Origin of the sequence: Sphaerochaeta halotolerans (genome assembly GCF_003429665.1) — a bacterium.
In the GTDB taxonomy this organism is placed as follows: Bacteria; Spirochaetota; Spirochaetia; order Sphaerochaetales; family Sphaerochaetaceae; genus Sphaerochaeta; species Sphaerochaeta halotolerans.
The window spans coordinates 124,356-149,311 of the sequence record NZ_QUWK01000001.1 but is presented as its reverse complement, the minus strand read 5'-3'; the positions used below and the strand labels follow the sequence as shown (position 1 = coordinate 149,311).

Below are 24,956 nucleotides of genomic sequence, written 5' to 3'. Positions count from 1 at the left end.
GATTGACTGCCGACGAGTTGGGTTTTATAAGAAATGGGGAGTCTGTATAAAAGACAGCATCGTCTTTTATAAGAAACGGGTATTTCGTATATAAGACGTATCTTCCGGCGGAGCGCAGGTGTAGCAGCCACAACCCCAAAGGCACCATTTCTTCTGTTTGAAAAATAGGAGGTAACTGCCCAGGTCTCCCAAGCAGTTTTTAGCCCAGGAAAGCCAGGGAGAATAAGGTGTCGAATAGCTGTGCCAAGGCATTGAACGCATTTCTTTCTAACTTTGTCGATAATGGAGGAAATCGTACAAAAGTTGGAGCCATCATCAAGGGAATGGGTACTCCCACTACCTTCTTTGTTGCCAAGTGAAAAGGATCAATGTACCGGTAGCTCATCCCCAAGAAGACCCTCCATATTCCCACCGGGGAGTGCACACCCAGTTAGCAGAACAGCAAGGAATCTGGATAGGGATACCTTTTTCCTTCTCCCCTTGACCATTACACTTGTCTGGTTGGTTAAACTGTTGCTATACTGACTCTATTATGGATGACCCGTTACCTAGTATAGGGTGCTCAATCGAACACCCGTTTTGTTTGTCAGTGGCCGGGAGGTGTACATGCACGTACAACTAACCGCCATCATCATTCTGTTAATTCTCTCTGGTATCTTTTCTGCCACAGAAACAGCATTTACATCGCTCTCCTTTGTGCAACTCAAGATTCTGGAAAACCGCAAAAAGCGTGCGGCCAAGTTGGTGTATACACTCAGCATGAAGCCAGAAGAACTTATCACCACCGTCTTGGTGGGAAACAATGTAGTGAATATCACGGTCTCATCCCTGGTCACTACGTTCTCCATTGAGTTCTTTTCCAGCCAGCCAGTTGGGTATGCTACCGGGTTGCTGACGTTGGTCATTCTTATTTTCGGCGAAATCACCCCCAAACAACTGGCCCTTACCCACAACATGAAAATTGCTGTCTTCATGGCCTATCCCTTGCGTTTCCTCGAGGTGGTACTATTTCCTGTAGTCTGGTTGCTTAGACATGTCTCTGCAATCATCACCAGTCTATTTGCTTCCCACGCAGAACCAACCATCACCACTGAAGGGGTAATGCATATGGTTGACGCAGCGGAGAATGTCGGCCTGGTGGACCGGTATGAATCTGATCTCATGCAGCGAGCCATCCACTTCAGCGAAACCCAGGTAAGAACCATCATGACCCATAGAACCAATGTCTTCTGTATCAGTGACGAGCTCACAATCCGTGATGCTTTTCCTTCTATTGTAAAAGCCGGATTCAGCCGTGTCCCTGTCTTCCATGGAAGTCCAGAGAACATCATCGGTATTGTGCTGGTCCGTGATATCCTCAGAACTCAGTTGCAGAAGCAGATGGGACGCCCGATATCTTCCATCATTCGCGAACCCTTTTTCGTCCCCGAGCAAATGCATCTTGATGATGTATTCTTCCGCTTCAAGAAAACCAAGCTCCAACAAGCGATTGTCCTGGATGAATATGGTGGATTTAGTGGTGTGGTCACCATGGAGGACGTAGCCGAACAGCTTTTTGGAGAACTCTATGATGAGCATGAGCGAAGGTATCCTGACCGCATCGTTGAGCGTGAGGAAAACCCAGGAACGTTCCTTGTCATGGCAGACACCCCGTTCCAACAACTTGTAGATGAACTGGATCTTGATACTGATGCCTGCAAGCAGAAAACCAGTACTGTTGCTGCCTACCTGCTCGACCAGATCGGGGACATCCCCAATGAGGGGGATGTGGTGCAGTCACAACTCGGCACCTTCAGAATCATCTCCATGAAGGGAAACAGGATGGAAGCAGTAGAATTTTCCCCCACTGTGGATGATGGAACCCTCTGAGAAATGCTTTCAAGCGTTGACTGAACAGCACTCCAAAGGTATGATTGCTCCCATGAGCAAATATCCCTTCAGTGAAATTGAAACAAAATGGCAACGATACTGGGAAGAGAACCAGAGCTTTGCCGTTACCGAGGACGAGAACGTACCAGCCCAGAAACGCATGTACGTTTTGGACATGTTCCCCTACCCATCCGGTGCCGGGTTGCACGTGGGACACCCGGAAGGCTACACCGCAACCGACATCTATTGCCGTTACCTACGTATGAACGGATACAACGTCCTACACCCGATGGGATTTGACTCATTCGGACTGCCAGCTGAAAACTACGCAATCAAGACAGGCACCCATCCCAAGGTAACCACAGAGAAGAACATCGAGAACTTCCGCAAGCAGATCAAGCGGCTGGGATTCAGTTATGACTGGAATCGGGAAATTTCTACTCATACAAGTGAATATTACCGCTGGACCCAATGGATTTTCCTACAGCTCTACAAACAGGGGTTGGCCTACGAGTCCCACACCCCGATCAATTGGTGCGACAATTGCAAAACCGGCCTGGCCAATGAAGAGGTCAAGGACGGAAAGTGTGAGCGCTGTGGAACTCCTGTTGTACGCAAGAGTATCCGCCAGTGGGTACTCAAGATTACAGCATATGCAGACAAGTTGCTCGCTGATCTGGACAGTGTAGACTGGCCCGAATCAGTGAAGCTCATGCAGCAAAACTGGATTGGAAGGAGTGAAGGAGCTTCTGTCATTTTCCAAATCGATGGAATGGAGGAGAACCTTGAGGTATATACCACCCGCCCTGACACCCTCTTCGGAGCCACCTATATGGTTGTTGCTCCAGAACACCCCTTGGTAGACAAACTTACCAGCAAAGAGCAGAAGGGCTCTGTTGAAGCATACCTTGAGGCTACTGCCAGAAAAAGTGATCTTGAACGAACCGATCTGGCAAAAGACAAGACCGGCGTTTTCAGCGGCAGTTATGCGATCAATCCAGTGAATGGAAAGAAAATTCCCATATGGATTGCTGACTATGTGTTGATCAGCTACGGTACCGGGGCCATCATGGCTGTCCCTGCCCACGATACCCGTGACTGGGAGTTTGCAAAGAAGTTCGACCTTCCGATCATCGAAGTACTCAAGAGTGCTGTTGATGTCCAGGAGGAAGCATGGACCGAGGATGGAATTCACGTTAACAGTGACTTCATCAATGGTCTCAATAAAGATGATGCCATTGAAACCATGATTGCATGGCTGGAAGAGAGAAAGGTGGGAACCAAGTCCATAAACTACAAGCTGCGCGACTGGGTCTTCAGCCGCCAGCGGTACTGGGGGGAACCAATCCCCTTGGTACACTGTCCAACGTGCGGTGTAGTACCAATTCCAGAGGACCAATTGCCCCTGCTGTTGCCTGAAGTTTCCAGCTATGAACCTAGCGGTACCGGCGAAAGCCCGCTCGCAAAAATTGATAGTTGGGTACATACCACCTGTCCTGTTTGTGGTGGGGAAGCAAAACGGGAAACCAACACCATGCCCCAGTGGGCTGGCTCATGCTGGTACTACCTGCGCTATCTCGATCCAAACAATACGAAGGAATTCGTGAGCAAGGAAAAGGAACAGTACTGGATGCCGGTCGATCTGTATGTCGGCGGAGCTGAGCACGCGGTACTGCACCTCCTGTACGCTCGCTTCTGGCACAAGGTACTCTTCGACCTGGGACTGGTTTCCACCAATGAACCGTTCAAACGACTAGTCAACCAGGGAATGATCACCAGTTACGCGTATCAGAGACCGGACAAGAGCCTTGTCCCAACGGATATGGTAGAAGAAGTAGAAACCGACGTCTTTGTGGAAAAGGAGACTGGGCAGAAGCTTGAACGAGTCATAGCCAAGATGTCCAAGAGTTTGAAAAACGTCATCAACCCTGATGAGATAATCCAGGAGTATGGTGCCGATTCCATGCGCATGTATGAGATGTTCATGGGACCTCTTGAGGTATCAAAGCCATGGGCAACCACGGGGCTGAATGGTATCTACCGATTCCTGGACAGGGTATGGAGACTCTATGAGGAACGAGCCATCACTGAGGGAGAACCCTCCAAGGACCTGAACAAGATCCTGCATAAGACCATCAAGAAGGTAACCCATGATACGGCAACATTGAACTTCAATACCGCTATCAGCCAGATGATGGTATTGGTCAATGAACTGTACAAGACCCAGGAGTTCCCCAGTGTGGTAGCAGAAACATTGGTGAAACTACTTGGCCCATATGTACCACATATTGCTGAGGAGCTCTGGGAAAAACTCGGCCACAAGGATAGCCTCACCAAGGTAAGCTGGCCTACCTTTGATGAGAAGCTGACCATCGATGATGAGATTGAGATGGTTTTCCAAGTCAACGGAAAAGTCCGAGCAAAGGAGACCATCTCCAAAGGCATGGACAAGGCTTCCGCTCTTGCAATGGCTAAAGAGCATGAGAAAATTCAGCAGTGGATCGAGGGAAAGACCATCGTCAAGGAGATTGTGGTTCCCGATAAGCTGGTGAACATTGTTGTTCGCTAGGTTCAGAGGGTTGGCCTGAAGAGTCCAACACATGAAACAAGTGGGATTGTCTTGAGCAATCCCACTTGTTGTTTGTATGTCTGGAAATTCTTCGTTGTGAAATAAGCTACAATGCCTTGACCTGTGATTTTTTCACTACGTAGCCCAAAGTAGCAATCGCTTGCTCTATCTTTTCCAGGTTGATGATTTCTTCATCAAAATTCAATGTAACCTTGCTCGAGTTGAACAGTACCTGGACACTCTCTTTCTGTACCCCTTGCAAGTTTTTAGTTGCGTTTTCAATTTTCAACAGACAGGAAGGACAGGTTAATGTTTCCAACTGGATAGTAGCTTTTTGCATAGTGTTAACTCCTTTTTTTGTTCTTGTACATGCAGTATATTTCTACATGAATGCTTTGTAATTGATTCAAATCAATTTTCAACGTTCTTTTGGCAATCGGTATCGAAGTAGTCTCATACCATTGAGAATTACAACCAAGATGCTCGCTTCGTGAACCAGCATGCCGATCGACATGTTCATCCACTCACTGAGGAACACACTTGCCAACAGGACCACTACCACGCCTACAGCGATAGCAATATTCTGTCGCATATTCGCAAGGATAGCCTTAGTCAATCCAAAGGCATGAGGCAGTCGGCTGAAATCGGAGTTCATCAGAACTACATCAGAAGTTTCAATGGCAACATCCGTACCACTGCCCATGGCAATCCCAATCTGCGCCAAGGCAAGAGAGGGACTATCGTTCACCCCGTCTCCGACAAAGGCAATAATACGGCCTTCCTTTTGCAGTCTTTTGATATAGGCAGCTTTGTCTTCAGGCAGCATATGCCCATAGGCTTCAGTCAATCCAAGCTGTCGAGCGACCACATCCACTGTCCCTTGATTATCCCCTGAGAGAACCACAAGATGCTTTACTCCCAGTTCCTTCAGTCTTTGTAAATGGCTCTTCACGTTTGGACGTACTTGGTCGCGAATACCAAACAAGGCTTGCATTTCCCCATCAACAGAGATCAGAACAAGTGAGTTTCCCTGTTGTTCGAGTCGTGCAATATCTTGGTGAGCTTGATCAGATATCTCTATCTGTTCCTCTTCCATCAGTGCAAGATTTCCGACCACTATCCTGTGTCCGTCCACCAGTGCAACAATACCACCACCTCGAGCAACATCAGTTTTTTCAATCTTGTAGGTGCCGATCTCTCCGAGTTTTTCAACTATTGCCTTTGCCAAGGGATGGTCAGACTCTTGTTCCACGCTGACGAGATACGCTGCAGTTTTCTCTTCCTCAGCTGTATAGTATATGGTATCTGCAACACTCGGGTTGCCAATGGTCAACGTTCCAGTCTTGTCAAAGACAATGGTGTCCACCTTGCTGAAATCATGGATAACCTCACTGCCCTTTAAAAGGACCCCATGGCGTGCACCGTTGCCGATGCCTGCGACATTCGAGACAGGAACCCCAATCACCAAGGCGCCAGGACAACCAAGGACCAGAATAGTGATGGCAAGTTCCATATCACGGAATATCAACCACACAACCACGGAAAGAATGAGGACGAAAGGTGTATAGTAAAGGGAAAATTTGTCGATGAACCGCTGGGTCTCAGATTTTGAGTCCTGCGCCTCCTCTACCAATTCAATGATTCTTCCAAAGGTGGTATCTTCACCAACGCGTTCAGCGATGATCTGGATGGTTCCATTTTCCAAGATGGTACCAGCAAACACGCGAGAGTCCTTATGCTTGCCGACAGGCACAGCCTCACCAGTGATGCTCGCTTCATTGATATAACCTTCACCTGACTGTACCATGCCATCCACTGGTACTTTCGCTCCGGTTTTTACCAGCAGGATATCCCCTACTGTCACCTCATCAATTGCCACCTCACCAAAAGTACCATCTTCCCGCTGTTTCCAGGCACTCTCTGGAGCCAATTCAGTCAATTCCTTGATTGCCGAACGGGTTTTCTGCAAGGTTCGTTGCTCAAGAAAAGCGCCAAATAGGAAAAGAAAAGTAACAATAGCCGACTCTTCAAAGTTCCTGATAACGAAAGCTCCTGCTACAGCAATCGTTACTAGCAAGTCGATGCTGACGACTTTCACCCGGAGTGCCTGATACGCCTGGATGGCTATCGGAGCTACACCCAGCACTGAAGCTAAGGCCAGCGACCACATTGCCAGGCTCTCATTGTGAAAACCAAATTCACTGGTAAAACCAAGGATGATCAGTAGGGCACTAACCCCTGCAATATTGTTCTTTTTTTCGAGGATGAATTTCTGCATTTGTTGCTCCTTCATGCTGATCACTCACTCCGGTGATAGGTTTCATCGAGTTCTGACAACATCCGATACACTGCCTCATAGCTTTCACAAACATCTTCAGGAATTCGATAATCCTGAGTGCTTCTTCTCAGTTGAGAAAAAAATTCCTGCAATTCAGTACTCTTTACATCTGCCTGCTCCATCTGTTTGTTCATGTTCTCAAATATCCTGCGAACTTCATGGAATTCAGGATGATTAGAGCCGTGAACCCTGTCTACAATAGGAATATATTGTTTCAAGACATTGAGGTATTCTTTCTTCAGTTGGGCGAATGATGCGGTATTTTTCATAGTGGCTTCTCCTTCATTACTTCTGTTTACATGAGTACCATAGCAAAGCCTGAAAGAATAATAATTGATTAGAATCAACTTTGGACGATTTCTTGGACATGAAGAATCGGGAATCGGATTACCGTCAGCTGAGCTTGCCCAACACCGTACAAGGGCCAGAGCAGGTATTGCCAGATCGGCCAATAAGTTGGTATTGGGAATCATCAGTGTCTCTCCCGAATTCTGGAAATCGGATTCAAGGGAAAAGGGAAGATTGCGAAATAGTTGGCTATATTCACATATGTATGCGTTTCAAGTGTTTGTATTCATGAAAATTGCATTAAACCGGAGGATGCCCTGTACCCTCTTTTTCATCTACTTTCAGGAACGTAAAGAGACAGGGCTATTGCTTCATTCCCTTGAATTTAGCAAAAGTCCTACTCGTTACAGCTCAACCGAGAGTTCGAGAATAATGGTACTTTTCAGATCAGATTCCCCCGCCCTTAGGGGTCGGGAGAGTAAGGCATGCAGGGAACAGAGCCGAATGGTTTTTCTTTGTTGACCGGTTGCCACATATTCAGCACAAAAACCGTCATGTAACTGCCTACCATCATCATTCACCATTTGATACAACACGAACGTATTACCATTGGTAAGTGGGGAGTAGGAGATATAGACACTTCCCCTTCCACGATGCTTTACCTGAATGTACAATTCGGCGACCGTCACTTCCTTTGGAATACTGCGATCATTGTCCTGCACAAGGACAAATTTGGCACCTGTGGGGGAAGGGTCTTGCAATGTAATAGCTGCAACGAGCGGATGCAATGAAACCATGCAAGCGAGAAAGAACACGCCAAAGAGAATTGCTTGGAATTGCATGGAGCTTCTAATCCTCTGCCTCATATAGCATACCTATCCAGAAACTTGTGTCAGCAGTATAGAGAATACATACCATCTTCTGCAATATAGAATACACAATCTATCTATATCACTCCTCCAGAATAGGTTAGCGTATTTTATCTTATGACATATTAGTGCTATCCGAGCACCTTGGCAAGACCACCTTTGCTGGTTTCTCTGTAGAGGGAAGGAAGCGCTTGCCCGGTCTCCATCATCACTTCAATGACACTGTCAAAAGAAACTTTGTGACGACCATCACCAAGAAGGGCGTACGTGCAGTGGTCGATGGAGCGCATGGTAGCAAGAGCATTTCGTTCAATGCAGGGAATCTGGACAAGGCCCCGCATTGGATCACAGGTCAATCCCAGATGGTGTTCCAGTCCCATCTCAGCAGCGTACTCTATCTGGAAAATAGAACCCCCTAGCAGCTGCGTAGCTGCAGCTCCCGCCATAGCGCAAGCCACCCCAATCTCTCCTTGGCAACCAACCTCTGCCCCGCTTATTGATCCATTGGTCTTTACCACGTTGCCTATAACTCCGGCCGTCAGCAACGCACGCAGGAGGCGGACCTTGGGAAACTTATACTGCTTAGCCAAGTAATACAGGACACCGGGGAGCACACCACAGCTTCCGCACGTTGGAGCAGTGACAATCTTTCCACCACCTGCATTCTCCTCACTGACTGCAAGGGCATAGCTGATGGCGAAGGCAGGATTCCCCATTGCAGCAGTGAACTCACCAGCCTTGGAGTTGAACTGGTTTGCCTTGCGAGCAAGCTTCAAGCCGCCTGGAAGCACACCCTCGGCATTCACCCCTCGCTCGATTGCATCAATCATCACACCCCATATCTCATCCATATAGTCCAGAATTTTTGAATCCTCAAACTGGAGTGCAAACTCCCAAATCTGCATCCCTTCTTCCCCGCAATAATCCAGGATCTGGCGCATTTTGGAATAAGCCCTGGGATATACTTCCGCCGCCTGGTCGGCCTGCTCACCTTCCAGAACAATCTTTCCCCCTCCCACACTGTAGTAGGTGTTCTCAAAAATTACTTCTCCTGCATCAGAAAGGGAGCGAAGGGTAAGTGCATTCGGATGGAAGGGTTTCTCAATTTCTGGATACCAGATAATTTCGACATCCTTCCCCTCGGAGGAAAACACCTCTCGCAAGGCTTTGTCAGTCAAGTGTCCCTTCCCTGTAGCAGCCAAACTTCCGTACAGATCGGCTTCAAACCGCTGACAATCGGAATGAAGGGAGAGGAAGTGTTGTGCTGCAGAACGAGGGCCCATGGTGTGGCTGCTTGAGGGGCCATACCCGATTCTATAGAGTTCACGCAAGGATTCCATGTCCAAACTCTATCTGTTTATACCAAAAATGGGAAGCTCTTTTACCACAGGGGAGCTTTTGAGAGACTACTCATATACGAACCATCCTTGAGGTCCGTATACAGCGAAAGACAAAGAGAATCTTCCCTGTTGAGAAACCGTTGCAGTCCCCCTTCCAGTTCAAGGGTTAGTTCTTCTCCCCATCTATTCCAAAAGGGTTGTTGGCTTATCCGCTCAGGAACCCAGTATCCAGAGGGAATATCCCGTACGATTACCTCAAGTTTTTCATAGTACTGTAAATCCGGAGGGATTCCCTCCCCGTTGAGCAGGGAAACCACCAAGGCATTCCCATCGAGCAAGGAAGCATCCCCTACCTCCTCGGCTAGGTAGGTTGCGTTGATATGCTCTACCGCTTCAGGATTGAATTGATAGGAATCGAGAAGCAACTTGGCAAGTTCTCCTTGTTCCTGGGTAAGTGTTACCGACGTGGTTTCCCCTGGATGGTAGAACCCCCCATAAGGATGCAGAAATGAGAGAGGATACGCACAGAAAACGGTCAGGGAATCCCTTGGGACTACGAGCGTGACCGTTTTCTGTCCCTCCTTGAGGTGGATGGTATTCCGTGTCCCTTCCCCATTGGTGTACACCAATGTATGCCAGAGAGGACGATGAGACACCTCCCCCCAAGGATGGGTTTCCTGCAAAGAAACCGTAATGCGTTGTTCGTGTAAAAAATTTGCCTCACACCCAATACAAAGAAAGAGCAGGAGGCAACAAACTAATGCTCTCACACCTTGTAAGAGCTATAAGAGGGCTTCTTGCTTCAGCTGCTTTCGATATTGCTCTCTCCAAGAGGCAAAGAGAAGCTTTACTTCTTCACTTTTATAGTCGGCATAGGTCCAGGGAAAGCTTTGGAACTGTTTGTTTGTATACAACAGCGTGAGTTCAGCATAGATACCATCCGCCAATGGAATGCGGTGGGCACGATTCTTGGTAGTAGCGAGAATGAGGTTGGCCAAGCTCAGCAAACCAGGGTCCAGGTTTACCCTCCTGCCTCCCTGCTGTGAGAACTCCAACTCCAATGCATTGGTCTCCCGTTTTATCGTGGACAGCCGTGAAGGATCGATGAGATGGGCAAAGCTCAGATACAACCGCAAGGGTTTTCCTCCCATCTCATCGTCATAGTAGTCGGTATATGTGAATACTTTGGGCTCAGTACAGTCCAAGAGAAGACCGTAGTGCGCAACAAGCTGTTCGGTCACAAGAGAAATCATCTCTTGCTGTGAAACCAGCACCCCCATCACCAACCGATGGGGCAGGAATCCCTGCTCCTTACCCATATCAAAGTGTACTGGAGTAGGTCCCTAGGACCCGAATCGAGTGACAGATACCACCAAGCTCTTCAAGTGCAACGTTGAATGCACCTGCCTCTCCAAGTTCCGTCTCCACGAAAAAGGAGTACTCCCATGGCTTTCCAGGAATAGGGCGGCTTTCCAGCTTCTTCATATTCAAGCCATGCTTGGTAAGAACCAACAAGGCCTGGAAGAGAGAGCCTGGACGGTCGGGAACAGTGAACCGCAAAGAAGCACGATTGACCTGGCTTGCCGAACGGAACACACTGCTTCGCTCTTCCCTGCAAATGATGTAGAACCGTGTGTAGTTGCTGGAGTTGCTTTCAATGGCCTCATCAAGGACCTCAAGGCCATGTACTTTTGCTGCGGGGAGCCCTGCAATAGCTGCCTTGTGAATATCTCCACACTCTTTTACATAGGCGACTGCACCAGCGGTATCGAAGAAAGGAATTGCCTTGGCATGAGCCATCTCCTTTGCAAGATAGTCGGCACACTGTGCCAACCCTTGTGGGTGGGAGTAGATTTCCTTGATAGTTTCCTTTTTTGCACCGTGCAGTGCAATGAGATTATGGATGATCCTGATCTGTTGCTCTCCCACAACCTCGATACTTGGATGTCTATCCAGGAGGTCAAGATTCTCATACAACGTACCACCCAAGGTATTCTCCATGGGAATCATGCCATAGGAAGCTTTACCTTCCATGACCGCCTCAAAGACATCTGCAAAGTCATTGCAAGGAAGCACCTTGGTACTCTCATCAAACGCCCGTTGGATTGCAAGTTCGCTGTAGGCCCCACGCTCTCCTTGGAAGGCAACCACCAACTGATCCTTCTCCAGCAACTGTTCCTTTGCATTGGGAATCGTTATGGCAGAAAGACGGGGAATTCGTTCCAAAGACTTTCCCACCACCGAGCTCAATGCCTGGATATCACGCATCAACTTCTCAAACTGGGAGGGATAGAGAGATTGGGGACCATCACTAAACGCTTTCTCTGGATGGTTGTGTACTTCAACGATCAGACCGGAGGCACCACTGGCAACCAAGGCAAGACTCATCGGAGAAACCATATCCCTCACCCCTGTTGCATGGCTTGGGTCGCCGATGACCGGTAAATGAGTCATCTTCTGCACCATGGGGATTGCTGAAATGTCGAGGGTATTCCTTGTAGCCCGCTCATAGGTACGAATACCTCGCTCGCACAGTACTACCTGGTCGGTGCCGCTGCTCATCAGGTATTCGGCAGCCATCAGCCATTCCTCAATAGTGGCACAGAGCCCTCGCTTGAGGAGAACCGGCATACCGGTCTTGCCTACCACCTTGAGCAGTTCAAAGTTCTGCATGTTCCTCGCACCAATCTGGAACATGTCAAGGTACTTTGCCATCATCGGTACATCTGAGGGGTTTACGACCTCACTGATAATCGGCATGCCGAACTTTTCACCGGCTTCCTTCAGATACTGCAGGCCTTCCTCTCCCAAACCCTGGAATGCATAGGGGCTGGTTCTGGGCTTGAATGCACCTCCCCTGAGAATGACTGCACCTGCTTCTCGTACTGACTCAGCAATACTCATGATCTGTTCACGTGACTCTACTGCACAGGGACCAGCAAAAATGGCGATACGGTTGCCACCGATTTTCACCTTGCCCACGGACACAATGGTGTCCTCTTTCTTCAGCTCTCGCGAAGCAAGTTTATATGGCTTGCTGATGGGGACCACACTGGCCACACCTTCAAGCATCTCCACTTCCCTGATATCAACGGTACTCTGGCCCACTGCACCAAAGACAGTCTCTTCCTGTCCAATGATTTCTTTGACAGTGTAGCCTTTTTTAACAAGGAAGGATCTAATCGCTTCCCTTTGTGTGTCACCAATGTTCTTTTGCAGTACGATTATCATGAAAATACGCTAGAGTGTAATACTAAAAAGGTCAAGTAATCATTGCCTTTTTTGCCTTCCCATGGTAGGAGACGGACCATGAATGATGCATATTGGGATTCTGTTTTTGCCCTGTTCAAGCAAGCAATAGAGAAAGAGGGTGGCATCTTTCCTTCAGTCTCAGTGATTGCAGAGAGGGAGAATGATCCGTTTCGTGTGCTTATAGCTACCATTATTTCCTTGAGAACCAAGGATGAGGTGACTCTCGATGCAAGCACAAGACTCTTTACGCTTGCGAAAGACCCAGAGCATATGCTGAACCTCAGTGAAGAGGAGATTCAGAAGGCAATCTATCCTGCAGGATTCTATAAAACCAAAGCAAGAAATATCAGAGCCATCTGTACGATACTCCTTGAGCACCATGGTGGAGTCGTCCCAAATGACCAAGCAACGTTACTCTCCCTGCCAGGGGTAGGGATCAAAACTGCAAACCTCACCCTCAACCTAGGCTTCCAGGTTGATGCCATCTGTGTGGATTGTCATGTCCACCAAATCGCTAACCGCATGGGATGGGTGGAGACAAAGACCCCAGAGCAGAGCGAGAAAGCCCTTCAAGAAATCATGCCAAGAAGGTTCTGGATCCCGCTCAATGAACTATTGGTGCGATACGGACAGCTTATCTGTACTCCAGTCAGCCCATTCTGCAGCAAATGCCCACAGGCGGGGCACTGCCCAAAGATTGGGGTACAACGTAGCCGCTAGAAAACTTCTCGGACAATCCTGGCTACCCTGTCTGCCTTTCCAAGGGTGTAGAAGTGTACCCCGGGAACGTCATGGGCAATCAAATCCTTCGCCTGCTTGATACACCAGTACTCCCCAATCTCCCTGATTTCTGAGAGCTTAGTCGCACCATTCAACAGAGAAACAAGCTCATCGGGAAAATCCACATGGAATGTCTGGGGAATGGTGGCAAGATCCCGCTTGCTCCCAATTGGCTTGATACCAGGAATGATGGGCACGGTAATGCCTTCATTCCTGCAGGCTTCAACAAAGCGGTAATACACACTATTGTCGAAGAACATCTGGGTGACAATATACTGGGCTCCACTATCTACCTTTTTTTTCAACATTTGGATGTCATGCGTTAGGTTTGGAGCCTCTCCATGCTTCTCTGGATAGCCGGCAACACCGATGCAGAAATGGGTTTTTTGCGCATTCTGAAGTTGGTCATCCAGATAAATCCCCTCATTAAGACGGGCAATCTGGGTAACCAGATCACTTGAGTGGTCATACCCGCCTTTTACCGGTACGAAACGCTTCACCCCACTGGGAGGATCTCCTCTCAGGGCCAAAATATTTTCAATTCCCAGAAAATTGAGTTCCACCAATGCATTTTCAAGCTGGTCAGCATCCATACCCCCACAAATCAGATGTGCAACTACGGGAATCTGGAAGGTGTATTGTATCAATGCTGAAAGTGCAACCGTCCCAGGACGCTTGTGTACGGTTCGCCGCTCCAAGAGCCCATCTTCCCGTTCCACGTAGACCACCTCCTGCTGGTGATTGGTCACATTGATGTACGCTGGGTCAAATTCACTGAGTGTGCGTACTGATTCCAGAAGTGTCTGGACATCCCCTCCCTTCAATGGGGGGACCAGTTCAAATGTAAACAGGGGTTTCTTTGCCTCGTTTAGGATGTCGATTACTTGCATGGCTTCAGTATTCCATACCACTGAGGAGTCTGACAAGCATCTGCCTGTCCATACTTTTCCGCTTCGCATAGAGAGAAAGCTGTTCTTCACTGACATGCTTGAGGGCAAAATAGCGAAGGTTCTCTCCTCCGATCAGCATTCCGCACACTGAGGAGGGAGGATCCATGGCAAAACTTTCGGTAAGCTGTACTCCGATCTTATTGGTTGCATCAAGCAACCTGAACAGGGTGCTCTTTTCACTATGGTCATTCCAGGAAGGATACCCTGGGGCGGGCCGAAGATAGGAGGAACACTGTTCTCCCCACATAGAAACAATCAACTGCTGTGCTTTCTCTGCAAGAGCTTCGGCAAGGCGGTCGGCAAGGAGCTTCAGAGAAAGATGACGCATGGTCTCCCCTCTCTCCTCCAAATCCCTGAGATAGGGAGCCAAAAAGAGCGAACTGGTAGTAACAAACAGCCCCACAGTATCCTCCTCTGCAATCATATCCGCAATACAGAGGTTGCTCTTCTCATCACGCAGGAAGTAGAATGTCTCTTTACCAACCTGCACTGACAACCGGTCACTCTTGGCTGGGAATAAACCATAGACAATCCGGCATCCACGTTCGAACAAAAGACGGACTTGCTCCTCTGCAAGAAGCTCTTTTGCATGGTTGATGAGCTTCTCTCCCTCTTCACTGGAAGAAGGAACCTTCCATGCAGCACAGTACATGTTCCAGTTGATAAGGCCGATTAAATCAGAAAGGGGAATATGGGTGAGGGTATTCACCCCATAGGTTTTAGCCTTGGTTCCCAGTCTCTTCTGTTCACTCTGTTCCAACGAAGATGCATAGCGGCCAGAGGAAGGTGCTTTCCTCTCCTCTCTTGATTCCTGATGATTTTCCCTGAGTTGACGATAGCGCTCTCCCACCTCATGGAAGAACGTAAGACGATTGGGGCCCACTACCTCATTGGCAGCCAAGGCCATGGCTGAGGCATCTTTTGTCTGTATGACCGGATTCGAGTAGCGTACCGAAAGCTTTACTGCGGTGTGCAGTTCACTGGTAGTTGCCCCTCCTACAAAGATTGGAATGGTGGAGCCTCTCTCCTCGAAGAGGGAGATGACTCCCTCCATCTCCTTCAGGGAAGGGGTGATCAGCCCACTGAGCCCGACGATATCTGCCCGGTGCTCGACGGCTGCATCATAGATGGCCTGGGCTTGGACCATCACCCCCAGGTCGATGACAGTAAATCCATTGCATTTGAGGATGAGTGCAACGATATTTTTACCAATATCGTGTACATCACCCTTGACGGTGGCGAGCACAGCAAGCTTCTTTTGGTTCCTTGTTTCGTGCAAGTTCTTCTCTAAATATTCAGTAATGCGTGGCTGGAGGATATCAACAGCGATTTTCATCGTTCTTGCACTTCGAACCACCTGGGGAAGAAACAGCTTTCCTTTCCCAAACAGACGACCAACTTCCTTCATACCATCCATCAAGGGGCCTTCCACCAATGAAAGAGGATTTTCTTCATCCACCTCTTCCAGATCCTGGGAGAGATAGGTATGATCCCCTGACACCACAGCATCATAGAGGCGCTCATATGCGCTTCTTTCAGCACGTGCAACAGCTTTCTTCTTTGGGGAATCCTCGCTTTGCATCGTCAGAGCAAGATTGATGAGCTCAGCCCTGATATCTGCCAAATCGCCGCCCTCTGCCATCAGGGCATGCTCAATGGTGGTACGAACATCCTTGTTCAATGTCTGAACATCAATCAGCCCTGCAGGATTTATGATTGCCATATCAAGGTCAGCCAACTCCAGCAGAAGCGCATGCATTGCAGAGCGAAGGGCATCATTTCCACGGAACGAGAATGAGAGATTGCTCACCCCTCCACTGGTGTGGCAGCGAGGATAGAGACGCTTGAGTTCACGAGTGGCGAGAATGAAATCCCGTGCATACGTATCATGCTCTTCAATACCGGTGGCAATAGAAAGGACATTGGCATCGAAAATGATATCTTCATCCCTGATTCCTGCCTGCCCAAGCAGAGCATAGCTCCTGTTTGCTATAGCAATCTTTCGCTCATAGGTAGCGGCTTGTCCCGCTTCATCAAACAGCATGACTACCATGGCATGGCCATAGCTGGCAATTTGCTTTGCATGGGAGATGAAGCGTTCCTCCCCCTCTTTTAGACTGATCGAGTTGACGATTCCTCGTCCCTGGACCTCTCCCATCGCAGCGGAGATAACATCCCAATCCGAAGAGTCGATCATGATGGCAGCTTTTGCTACTGAGGGATCACTTGCGATGTGGCGTAGGAAGTGTATCATACTCTGTTTTGCATCAAGCATGGACGCATCCATGCAGATATCTAGAACAGAAGCGCCAAGGGCTACTTGTTCACGAGCAATCTGGAGTGCTTCCTCCCATTTTTCTTCCTTGATCAGGCGGGCAAATTTTCTCGACCCTGCCACATTGGTTCGCTCTCCAATCAAGAGGAGTTTCCCCGCTTCCTCTTTGACAATGTCCATCCCACTCAAGGAAAGCGAAGAGGCAATTGTAGGAGGTTTCCTTACGACAGCCTTTTTCGATACTTCCTTCAATGCCTTGATGTGAAAAGGGGTGGTACCACAACATCCCCCGAGAATGTTCAGATACCCCTTTTGCAGGGTGGGAGCAAGTTCATCGGCCATCTGCTGTGCCTGCAGCTGATAATTCCCTTCCTTGTCCGGGAAGCCGGCATTGGGATGCGCACTGACATAGAAGGGACAGATTGCAGAGAGTTTTTCGATAAGGGGAAGCATCTCAGTCGGTCCTGTGGAGCAGTTGAGTCCAAGACTGAAAAGCGGGAAAGGAGCAAGGCTTGCCACGAAGGCTTCCAAGGTCTGGCCGCTGAGGGTTCTTCCACTCTGATCGCTGAAGGTTACGCTTACCATCAGGGGGAGCTTCCGCTGTTGCGCTTCCATTTCTTGGAGGCAGGCAATGATGGCACTCTTGGCTACCAAGGTATCAAAGACCGTCTCAATAAGGAGAAGGTCAACCCCTCCTTGCAACAATGCACGTGCCTGCTCTCGGTACATCGCCAGGAAGGAGGAAAAGTCTTTTTGTCGGTATGCTGGGTCCTCTACCTTCTCTGAGAGGGAGAGAGAACGGTTGGTAGGGCCAAGGACTCCGGCAACGAAGGCATACCCGTCGTGGGTCGCTTCAAAGTCTGCAGCAGCTTCACGTGCTATCTCACAGGCCGCCTGGTTGAGAGCTTCCACCTCCCTTGAAAGACCATACTCTGCAAGATTGAATGCGTTCGCACAGAAGGTATTGGTTTCAATAATGTCTGCACCAGTGGATAAATACTCCTGGTGAATCTGGTAAATGACATCCCCTCTGCTAAGGTTGAGCAGTTCATTACAGCCAGGAGCGGAAAGATCTTCCAAGGTATAGTCCTCAACATCCAGCCCCTGCTTCTGAATCATGGTACCCATAGCTCCATCGAGGAGCACTATTCTCTTTTCGAGCAACGCTTGCAAGTATTCACTTCTATTCATGTCAGGTACCTACCTTCAAACAGCCTCCAACGGCCAACATATCTTCAAATACCACTACAGAAGAGAGAACCTCTTCCTCTTGTGTGAGCGCTTCACACACCTTTCTGACATCCTCTTTTCTGGTAACACGGTTGCAGTAGGCAGTAGCATAGGCATCGGCAAGAGCAGCATCATTACAGGCAACCATAACGGCATCAGCCTTACCGAAACTGACGGAGTGACCAATCTTTCCTGAACTGGTACAGACTCCCATCGGGCCATAAGAGGGATCAACAATGACAGAAAGCTTCCCTGCAAAAGCGCTTGTGGGTGCAAAAAGCTGTACAGAGAGAGGTTTCAAGACATCAATATACAAATCGCCTCCATTCTCAACTACAATTTCTGAGAGACCGAACTGCTCTTTGAGATGCTTTCCAAGGCGCTCTGCAATTGCCCCTGCTACACTGGCCATTGGACCGGTCCCTGAACGCTCTCCTGCGCTGAACATGCTCGTTAACAGCTCTGATAATTCTCCCTTTGAATGTAAGGGAACAAAGCTGGTAAACAGCCGTGGATCCCCATAGTCGAGAAGCTCCCTTCTCAGTCGTCTCAAAAGGGTGGCCGATGCCTGTTGCAATGCACTCCTATCAGCATTACCTTGATACCCAATCCAGACATCACTCTCCCCCACAGAGAGGGAAATCGAAGAGAAACGGGTATCTCCCATGCCTTGACGATAGGCCCTTCTCTGATACACCGCTAAGCCTCCCGTTCGTGCGATACCTCAAACAGGCACATCGGGCAGGCGTGGACACAGAGACCACAGACAACACAGTGTGATACATCAAATTGCAACCTTGCCTCTGCGTCCATCCATAAAGCACCAGAGGAACAGACAGCCGTACAGGCACCGCAATCAATGCACTCATCTTGGTTGAAGAGCAACTCCTTGACCATTTCTGAGACGATGACTCCGATCTCACTGAGATATATGACACTTGCATCCAAGTCCTGTTCGGTTCCACTCAGTTCTACAATGAGCTTCCCTCCACGACCACTGGCAACATCAGCATTGAGTATATTGATGTCCACATCGTAGGAGCGGGCAAGCTTACTTACAATGGGTTGCTCCACCAAGGTGGGGGAGAATAATAATGCGTATCGTTTTTTCATTTCTCACCCCCTTCTCGAGGAACCAACGGTTTTACAAAACTGTCAGTAGGGAACATATGCACTGGTTCAGAGAGGAAAAATCGTTTCTCTCTGATCCAAGAAGCCAGAACTTCGGCAATTTCCCGTGCCTTTGCAAGGGATGAGAGCGGAGCTGTCTTGACTTTCTTTCCATCACTCAAGGTGACCGATCCACTGGCAAGTTGGGAATATGAACATGTGGCAACCGATGGGTGCCCATCCTGCCCATAGTCCAGGATATTGGTTATGATCTTCTCATTCGATATGGCTAGATGTGCTGCCATTTTCTCATCGAGGACAGGAATAGGGATTCCTATACCGACGAACATCGAGACACCATACTTCTCATAGTATGCTGAGCGGATGTACTCCCTCGACATCTGTTTTGCATCCCCAATGACAGCAAGGGTTGCACCAGGAAGGGTAGGAATACCTTCTGCAGTCCGCTCCCTTCTAGTATTGAACTGGGTTCCGTTCCACACCACATACCCTTCCGTCCCACCAAGGAAGATCCGGGTTCCCAAGCCGATGGTTCTCAGGTAGGGATCATTAAGCAAGGGGCTCAGTTCCCCACTGGTAGAGTAGGTTATGTTTGAGAACCTGGGAAGAAGGCTCCCCATGTAGGTGTACTTGATCCGGTTTGTACTGTTGGTCGCCGCCGCATAGTTCTGGTAGGCGTTTCTGGGATTGAAGAGATAGAACTCGTTGATTGTATCCTTGTTGATATAGGTATCAATCTCCTTGGTAGGATAACAGTCGGTTCCTTTTCCCCTGGCATGCAGGCGGACATCCTTGCCATCGATCAGCTCCTCAATGACATTCGCACCACCATAGCGAGCATCAAACTTTGATTCGCTGGTAGCACCTATGTAGGTATCCACTGCAGCAAGTCCTTCGTAGGCATTCACCCCATTGAGGGTAATTTCCTCCATACGGATTCCTGGCGACCAGTGCCCAAAGTTGATGATTGCCCCACTGGAGCACATCGGGCCAAAGGTGGCAGTAGTGACAATATCCACCTCTTCACTGAGCTCTTTCAGGTCCTTCTCTTTCGCCATCGCGGAAAAGTCTTCCGCACTTACCACGACAACCGTACCTTTGTTAATTTTCTCATTGATCTGGGCAACTGTCTTTGCCATAGGAGCTCCTATTCGTCACTCAACCCTTCCAAGGTCAAGACTGGGATCAGATGATAAGCAGGGACCTCATAGGGATGACTCTCCAAGAGCGCATCTACCACTTGGGCAGCACATTCATCATTAACCACCAATTCTAGTCGCCACTCCCTTTCTTGTGCAAGCTCTCCTACATCCCCAATGAAAGGAGAAGATCCTTGCAAGGGACGAAATTGGCCCGTTCCTTGGCTTTGGTAGCAACAGGAATCATAGGATCCCATCGTTCCAGCCCCTGCTTTGAAGATTGCCTCTTTCACCACCTCAAGATGGGAATCAGGAACATAGGTTACCAGTATGTACACCTTTTCTCTCCTTCTGTTTGTCCGTATGATATGAAGTATGGTAAAACTTCTGGTATTTCTCGGCAACCCTGGCAAAGCGTATGAGAAAACCCGGCACAATGTTGGCTGGATGGTTTGTGATTATGCATACCCGTCAGCATCTTGGTCACAGAAATTCAATGGGAAGATTGCTCAGGTTGAGAACAAGAGGCTCCTCAAACCTCATACCTATATGAACGAAAGTGGCAAGTCAGTTCGCTCTTGCATGGATTATTTCGATTATGCAGTACAGGAAGTCCTGGTTGTCCATGATGATCTGGAGCTTCCATTTGGAACCATCAGAATGCAATGTGGAGGAGGGCTGCAGGGACACAATGGATTGAAGTCAATCAAGAGCCATATACAAGACGACGGGTTCATCCGACTCCGCATAGGAATCGGGAGACCAAAACATGGATCGGTTTCCTCTTTTGTATTGCAACGCTTTTCCCCTGAGGAAGAGATTTCCCTGCCATTGATTCTGGACAAAGCAAGATATATGCTTAGTGACGATATTTACACACTTCCTGTCACAAATACATTAGTCTAACAGCAGGGGTTTTCTATTACCAAATATAACCGGGTATAACCAACCGTTTCACCACAGGCCGAGCCTGTGGATTTCTTCAACTATTAACTTCTATGAATGGTGATTTTAGTACAACCTTAGATGTTTCAAGAAAGCTTTTTATAGTATGATTATTTCTATTAACTATCTGGTTAATAAGGTGATCTACTGCTTTAATTGCAATTTCTGCGGGGTTTTGTTCCATAATAAGTATAGAATTTATATGTTTATTAATAAGGTCTGTTTCTAATGCTGCAGGGTAGTTAAAGGAAAATTTATCAAATGTTGCAATATCTATTTTTTTTTCAATATGATTACCATGCTGATCCAATATTTTGAGGAAAAATAATAGATCCCAACTTGTTGCTAAAAAAACAGCATCTATTTTTTTAAGACATGAGAAGTCTGAATTTATTGGTTGCTTTGAAATAGGCCTATCTGAATACAAATATTCCTTCTGAGATACGAGGCCACATTCAAGCATAGCTTTTTGATATCCTGCGAATCTGTCTAGTTGACCAGTGGTAAAGAGGGATTTTCCATGAAATACAAATAAAATATTTTTATTTCCTTCCTCTATTAATTGTTTTGTGAGATTGTAAGCACCAGTAAAGTTGTTGGTAGTTACAAAGTTGAAATCATGGTCTGGGATATATCTATCCACAAATACAAAAGGCTTCCCTTTTTTATCCAAATGTTTAAAGAAGTCAATATTTGCATTATTATCACATACATTGACTATTATACCCTTAATGAAACTCTTTTCACTTAATTCTAAAAATTCTCTTTCTTTTATTATATCTTCATGTGAATTTAGAATAAGAACATTAAATCCTCGTTGATTTGCACGTAACTCTATTTGCTCAGTTAAGTCGGCAAGAAAATCAAATTTCAAGTTAGGTTGTATAAGAGCTATCAAACTAGAATTAGTTTTGGAGTGAACGATGCTAGAAATAGAACTTTTATCATCTCTTAATTCTTTTGCCAACTGAATAATGCGTTCTCTTTTTTCGGATGATACGCTTACTTCTTTATCATTTAGTATTTTCGAAACTAATGATATAGACACATCTGCTTTTTCTGCAATCTCTTTAAGGGTTATTTTCAAAACATGCACTCCAAGCCATTAAATTATATTTATAAGAATTATACATTAGTATGAGTAAAAGTCAATGTTTAGTAAATTTTACTTTAATTTGATTTAATTAAGGTACATTTTCTTAATATTAGTAGAGAAATTTATCCTATCTTCTTATAGATAAAAGTTGATACCTTTCTCTTTAATTTATACTAAAAACTTATATTTTATTAATTTGGAATGAAATATAAGGTTGCATCCAATAATAATTAGCTTAATGCCAACTTGTAATCAAATATACTTAAAATAAAATAAAAAAATTATTTGACTTGATTATTATACTCTGTTAAACTGTCCATATTGTTAGTTTTATCATCTATGTTACCGTTTCATACAAGGAGTAATAGGTTGGAAAAGGATTTGATTTTAAAAATGAATTCAGTAACTAAACGCTACCCAGGTGTAACAGCTTTAGACAATGTAAGTTTTGAAGTTGAAAGGGGTAAAGTTCATGCTCTTGTTGGAGAAAATGGTGCTGGCAAGTCTACATTAATGAATATCTTATCTGGTGCTACAAGCATGGATGATGGTGAAATCTTTATTAATGGAAAAAAAGAGATATTTACATCCCCTGAGGATTCCATAAAACATGGTATTGCTATGATATATCAAGAACTCAATCTTGTAGATGAATTAACAGTAGCTGAAAATATCTTTTTAGGAGTAGGCCAGGGGCGTTCAATCCTTTTTCATAAGAAGCAGATGATCGAAAAAGCAGAGGTATTGCTAAAAAAGTATGGGATCGATATTAAAGCGGATGCACTCATTAAAGATTTAAGTATAGCAAAGCAACAAATGGTAGAAATAGCAAAAGCTTTATCAAGAAAAGCCACTATTCTTATTATGGATGAACCAACCTCTTCTCTCTCCTTAAGTGACACTGAGCATTTGTTTAGTCTCATCAAAAATTTTCAAAAACAGGGAATGACCATTGTCTACATCTCTCACAGGATGGAAGAAATCTTCTCTATCTGTAATTCAGTTACCGTCTTATGTGATGGGAAATTAATCAACAATTGGAATTTAAAGGATGTGGATGAGAATATGCTAATCTCAGCCATGGTAGGACGGGAAATAACTCAACTATTCCCTAAAGAGCATTTTGCCCTTGGTGAACCTGTCCTTCAAGTTGAGAGTTTTACAAAGGATAAAGTGTTTAAAGATATTAGTTTTGATGTGAGAAAGGGTGAAATTTTTGGAATGGCGGGGCTTATTGGCTCTGGTAGGACAGAAATTTGCTTATCAATATTCGGTGCCATGAAGCATGACTCTGGAACTATTACAGTTCATGGAAATAAAATCATAAATAAACACCCATCAGATGCTATGAAAAATAGAATAGCATATGTACCCGAAGACAGAAAACTTCTTGGTCTTAATATGAAATCAAGTATTAAAAATAATATGAGTATCACGAATGAAGACAAGATTTCTAAATATGGTTATGTCCTTAAGGATAAAGAACGTACATTCGTCGATTCTATGATTGAGCAACTGAAAGTAAAGTGTTTTTCAAAAATGCAAAATATTGGTGGTTTAAGTGGTGGGAATCAACAGAAAGTAGTTCTTGCTAAATGGATAGCAAGAGATATTGATGTTCTTATCTTAGATGAGCCTACAAGGGGCGTTGATGTCGGGGCAAAAGAAGAGTTACACAGAATCATAGTAGAACTTGCAAAATCTGGTCTTGCTATTATTTTAATCTCATCGGAATTACCCGAGGTTTTAGGGATGAGTGATCGTATTCTTGTCGTCTATGAAGGAACAGTGGCTGGGATAGTAGATGCATCAAATTCAACACAAGAGACAATAATGAAGCTCGCTTCTGGGCGACATGATGTGTGATAAAAAATAGTAGAAACCATAAGGGAGAGTGGGATGACAAATATCAGAGAATTGAAAAGAAAAATAATATCTTTTCCTCAATTTAGTATTCTTTTGTCTTTTGTAGCGATGCTTTTGTTTTTCAGCATATTTGCTGAAGGGTTCTTTTCAGTAAGGAATTTCACAGGAGTATCTAGGCAAGCAGTAGTTCAAATGTGTGTAGCTATTGGGATGACTTTTGTCCTAATTTCAAATGAGATTGATTTGTCAGTAGGTTCTATTGCAAACCTTTCTGGTACAATTATGGCAGGGCTTATGGTTCGTAATGGCCTCTCTCCTGCATTAGCTATTGCGTTAGGACTGGGACTCGGAACTTTTTTAGGAGCCGTTAATGGAGTAGTAGTAGCATATATAAAGGTGCCATCATTTGTAGCCACTTTAGCTATGATGATTACTGCTCGTGGCCTCTCTCTTGTCTATAGTAATGCACGTCCTATAAATGAACTTCCTGATTCAATCCTCTATATCGGTCGAAACTATGTAATGGGAATCCCTATCCTTGTAATAATTGCAATTGTATTGGTTCTAGTAGCCGCTTTTATTCTCACTAGAACAAATTATGGACGCCATATATTTGCTGTTGGTGGAAACGCAGAGAGTGCACGTCTTTCCGGTATTCATATTTCTAGGACTAAGTTAAGCGTATTTGCAATAAGTGGATTCTGTGCAGCATTAGCTGGAATGGTGATGATAATGCGACTCGCTTCGAGCCAGCCAACAATGGGTGATGGTCTGGAGCTAGATGCCATTGCAGCAGCAGTGTTAGGTGGTACGAGTATTAGTGGTGGTAAGGGATTTGTTCTTGGAACTGTTATCGGAGGATTATTCCTTGTATTCCTCACAAATGGCTTTAATATCTTTGGTCTCTCTTCATTCTGGCAGCAGGTGTTCAAAGGAATCATATTGGTATTAGCAGTAAGCCTTTATGAGAGAAAGAAATAATAACTCTTACAATTGTTAAAAAAGTTTTAGATAGGAGG

At 46.3% G+C, this 24,956-nt stretch carries 22 protein-coding genes; 7 read left to right on the top strand and 15 right to left on the bottom strand.

Annotated elements, in window-relative coordinates:
* Positions 1-227: 227 nt before the first annotated feature.
* From DYP60_RS14600 to leuS, 3 genes are all read left to right on the top strand, one after another.
* On the top strand, positions 228-359 hold the full coding sequence (locus DYP60_RS14600; protein ID WP_276308944.1) for a hypothetical protein: 132 nt from the start codon (positions 228-230) through the stop codon (positions 357-359).
* Between the two features lie 247 nt (positions 360-606).
* Positions 607-1,869: a hemolysin family protein gene (locus tag DYP60_RS00680; RefSeq protein WP_117328940.1), complete on the top strand. Its 1,263-nt coding sequence runs from the start codon at positions 607-609 to the stop codon at positions 1,867-1,869.
* 52 nt (positions 1,870-1,921) lie between these two features.
* Positions 1,922-4,438, top strand: a complete 2,517-nt coding sequence (gene leuS, locus DYP60_RS00675) for a leucine--tRNA ligase (protein ID WP_240622802.1) — start codon at positions 1,922-1,924, stop codon at positions 4,436-4,438.
* Between the two features lie 106 nt (positions 4,439-4,544).
* On the opposite strand, the gene DYP60_RS00670 is transcribed toward leuS, so the two are convergent.
* From DYP60_RS00670 to aroF, 8 genes are all read right to left on the bottom strand, one after another.
* Positions 4,545-4,778 (bottom strand): heavy-metal-associated domain-containing protein, encoded by a 234-nt coding sequence (locus DYP60_RS00670; RefSeq protein ID WP_117328939.1) that lies wholly within the window; start codon positions 4,776-4,778, stop codon positions 4,545-4,547.
* Positions 4,779-4,856: 78 nt separating this feature from the next.
* Positions 4,857-6,716: a heavy metal translocating P-type ATPase gene (locus DYP60_RS00665; RefSeq protein WP_117328938.1), complete on the bottom strand. Its 1,860-nt coding sequence runs from the start codon at positions 6,714-6,716 to the stop codon at positions 4,857-4,859.
* 20 nt (positions 6,717-6,736) lie between these two features.
* Complete coding sequence (locus DYP60_RS00660) at positions 6,737-7,045, bottom strand: iron-sulfur cluster repair di-iron protein, ric (protein ID WP_117328937.1); 309 nt, start codon at positions 7,043-7,045, stop codon at positions 6,737-6,739.
* Positions 7,046-7,468: 423 nt separating this feature from the next.
* On the bottom strand, positions 7,469-7,906 hold the full coding sequence (locus DYP60_RS00655; protein ID WP_117328936.1) for a hypothetical protein: 438 nt from the start codon (positions 7,904-7,906) through the stop codon (positions 7,469-7,471).
* Positions 7,907-8,064: 158 nt separating this feature from the next.
* Entirely contained in the window at positions 8,065-9,273 is a 1,209-nt protein-coding gene (locus tag DYP60_RS00650) for an L-serine ammonia-lyase (protein WP_117328935.1), read from the bottom strand.
* Positions 9,274-9,314: 41 nt separating this feature from the next.
* The gene (locus tag DYP60_RS00645; protein WP_133299258.1) at positions 9,315-9,956 is read right to left on the bottom strand and encodes a hypothetical protein; all 642 of its coding nucleotides are present in this window, start codon (positions 9,954-9,956) and stop codon (positions 9,315-9,317) included.
* A gap of 99 nt (positions 9,957-10,055) precedes the next feature.
* Positions 10,056-10,592, bottom strand: coding sequence for a DUF4416 family protein (locus tag DYP60_RS00640; protein ID WP_117328933.1), 537 nt, complete (start codon positions 10,590-10,592; stop codon positions 10,056-10,058).
* Between the two features lies 1 nt (position 10,593).
* Positions 10,594-12,504 (bottom strand): 3-deoxy-7-phosphoheptulonate synthase, encoded by a 1,911-nt coding sequence (gene aroF, locus DYP60_RS00635; RefSeq protein WP_117328932.1) that lies wholly within the window; start codon positions 12,502-12,504, stop codon positions 10,594-10,596.
* A 78-nt stretch (positions 12,505-12,582) separates the two neighbouring features.
* Here aroF and DYP60_RS00630 point away from each other — a divergent pair, with 78 nt between their 5' ends.
* Positions 12,583-13,245 carry an endonuclease III domain-containing protein gene (locus DYP60_RS00630; RefSeq protein ID WP_117328931.1) on the top strand — a complete coding sequence of 221 codons (663 nt, stop codon included), beginning with the start codon at positions 12,583-12,585 and terminating at the stop codon, positions 13,243-13,245.
* On the opposite strand, the gene DYP60_RS00625 is transcribed toward DYP60_RS00630, so the two are convergent.
* The 6 genes from DYP60_RS00625 to DYP60_RS00600 are packed head-to-tail and all read right to left on the bottom strand — an operon-like array spanning position 13,242 to position 20,368.
* Positions 13,242-14,195, bottom strand: coding sequence for a methylenetetrahydrofolate reductase (locus DYP60_RS00625; protein WP_117328930.1), 954 nt, complete (start codon positions 14,193-14,195; stop codon positions 13,242-13,244). The two genes, DYP60_RS00630 and DYP60_RS00625, sit on opposite strands and share 4 nt — an antisense overlap.
* A gap of 4 nt (positions 14,196-14,199) precedes the next feature.
* Positions 14,200-17,721, bottom strand: a complete 3,522-nt coding sequence (metH, locus tag DYP60_RS00620) for a methionine synthase (RefSeq protein ID WP_117328929.1) — start codon at positions 17,719-17,721, stop codon at positions 14,200-14,202.
* Between the two features lies 1 nt (position 17,722).
* The gene (locus tag DYP60_RS00615) at positions 17,723-18,457 is read right to left on the bottom strand and encodes a UPF0280 family protein (protein ID WP_117328928.1); all 735 of its coding nucleotides are present in this window, start codon (positions 18,455-18,457) and stop codon (positions 17,723-17,725) included.
* Positions 18,458-18,459: 2 nt separating this feature from the next.
* Entirely contained in the window at positions 18,460-18,873 is a 414-nt protein-coding gene (locus DYP60_RS00610; RefSeq protein WP_117328927.1) for an NIL domain-containing protein, read from the bottom strand.
* On the bottom strand, positions 18,870-20,030 hold the full coding sequence (locus DYP60_RS00605; protein WP_117328926.1) for a homocysteine biosynthesis protein: 1,161 nt from the start codon (positions 20,028-20,030) through the stop codon (positions 18,870-18,872). Before DYP60_RS00605 ends, DYP60_RS00610 begins: the two co-directional genes overlap by 4 nt.
* Before the next feature lie 8 nt (positions 20,031-20,038).
* Positions 20,039-20,368: a YqfO family protein gene (locus DYP60_RS00600; RefSeq protein WP_117328925.1), complete on the bottom strand. Its 330-nt coding sequence runs from the start codon at positions 20,366-20,368 to the stop codon at positions 20,039-20,041.
* A 37-nt stretch (positions 20,369-20,405) separates the two neighbouring features.
* On the opposite strand from DYP60_RS00600, the gene pth reads away from it, so the two are divergent.
* Positions 20,406-20,936, top strand: a complete 531-nt coding sequence (gene pth / locus DYP60_RS00595) for an aminoacyl-tRNA hydrolase (protein WP_117328924.1) — start codon at positions 20,406-20,408, stop codon at positions 20,934-20,936.
* 76 nt (positions 20,937-21,012) lie between these two features.
* Here the strand turns inward: pth and DYP60_RS00590 are convergent, their stop codons facing one another.
* Positions 21,013-22,062, bottom strand: a complete 1,050-nt coding sequence (locus DYP60_RS00590) for a LacI family DNA-binding transcriptional regulator (RefSeq protein WP_165849457.1) — start codon at positions 22,060-22,062, stop codon at positions 21,013-21,015.
* 378 nt (positions 22,063-22,440) lie between these two features.
* On the opposite strand from DYP60_RS00590, the gene DYP60_RS00585 reads away from it, so the two are divergent.
* Both DYP60_RS00585 and DYP60_RS00580 read left to right on the top strand, forming a co-directional pair.
* Positions 22,441-23,937 (top strand): sugar ABC transporter ATP-binding protein, encoded by a 1,497-nt coding sequence (locus DYP60_RS00585; RefSeq protein WP_165849456.1) that lies wholly within the window; start codon positions 22,441-22,443, stop codon positions 23,935-23,937.
* 33 nt (positions 23,938-23,970) lie between these two features.
* Entirely contained in the window at positions 23,971-24,918 is a 948-nt protein-coding gene (locus DYP60_RS00580) for an ABC transporter permease (RefSeq protein WP_117328921.1), read from the top strand.
* Positions 24,919-24,956 lie beyond the last annotated feature (38 nt).

Bases quoted from the DNA above. Each gene is read 5' to 3' on its own strand.
- DYP60_RS00625 (WP_117328930.1), bottom strand. From the start codon at position 14,195: ATGCAAGTAATCGACATCCTAAACGAGGCAAAGAAACCCCTGTTTACA.
- DYP60_RS00660 (WP_117328937.1), bottom strand. From the start codon at position 7,045: ATGAAAAATACCGCATCATTCGCCCAACTGAAGAAAGAATACCTCAAT.
- DYP60_RS00605 (WP_117328926.1), bottom strand. From the start codon at position 20,030: ATGGCAAAGACAGTTGCCCAGATCAATGAGAAAATTAACAAAGGTACG.
- pth (WP_117328924.1), top strand. From the start codon at position 20,406: ATGGTAAAACTTCTGGTATTTCTCGGCAACCCTGGCAAAGCGTATGAG.
- DYP60_RS00580 (WP_117328921.1), top strand. From the start codon at position 23,971: ATGACAAATATCAGAGAATTGAAAAGAAAAATAATATCTTTTCCTCAA.
- aroF (WP_117328932.1), bottom strand. From the start codon at position 12,504: ATGATAATCGTACTGCAAAAGAACATTGGTGACACACAAAGGGAAGCG.
- DYP60_RS00665 (WP_117328938.1), bottom strand. From the start codon at position 6,716: ATGCAGAAATTCATCCTCGAAAAAAAGAACAATATTGCAGGGGTTAGT.
- DYP60_RS00630 (WP_117328931.1), top strand. From the start codon at position 12,583: ATGAATGATGCATATTGGGATTCTGTTTTTGCCCTGTTCAAGCAAGCA.
- DYP60_RS00670 (WP_117328939.1), bottom strand. From the start codon at position 4,778: ATGCAAAAAGCTACTATCCAGTTGGAAACATTAACCTGTCCTTCCTGT.
- DYP60_RS00655 (WP_117328936.1), bottom strand. From the start codon at position 7,906: ATGCAATTCCAAGCAATTCTCTTTGGCGTGTTCTTTCTCGCTTGCATG.
- DYP60_RS00680 (WP_117328940.1), top strand. From the start codon at position 607: ATGCACGTACAACTAACCGCCATCATCATTCTGTTAATTCTCTCTGGT.
- DYP60_RS00650 (WP_117328935.1), bottom strand. From the start codon at position 9,273: ATGGAATCCTTGCGTGAACTCTATAGAATCGGGTATGGCCCCTCAAGC.
- metH (WP_117328929.1), bottom strand. From the start codon at position 17,721: ATGAATAGAAGTGAATACTTGCAAGCGTTGCTCGAAAAGAGAATAGTG.
- DYP60_RS00640 (WP_117328933.1), bottom strand. From the start codon at position 10,592: ATGGGTAAGGAGCAGGGATTCCTGCCCCATCGGTTGGTGATGGGGGTG.
- DYP60_RS00610 (WP_117328927.1), bottom strand. From the start codon at position 18,873: ATGAAAAAACGATACGCATTATTATTCTCCCCCACCTTGGTGGAGCAA.
- leuS (WP_240622802.1), top strand. From the start codon at position 1,922: ATGAGCAAATATCCCTTCAGTGAAATTGAAACAAAATGGCAACGATAC.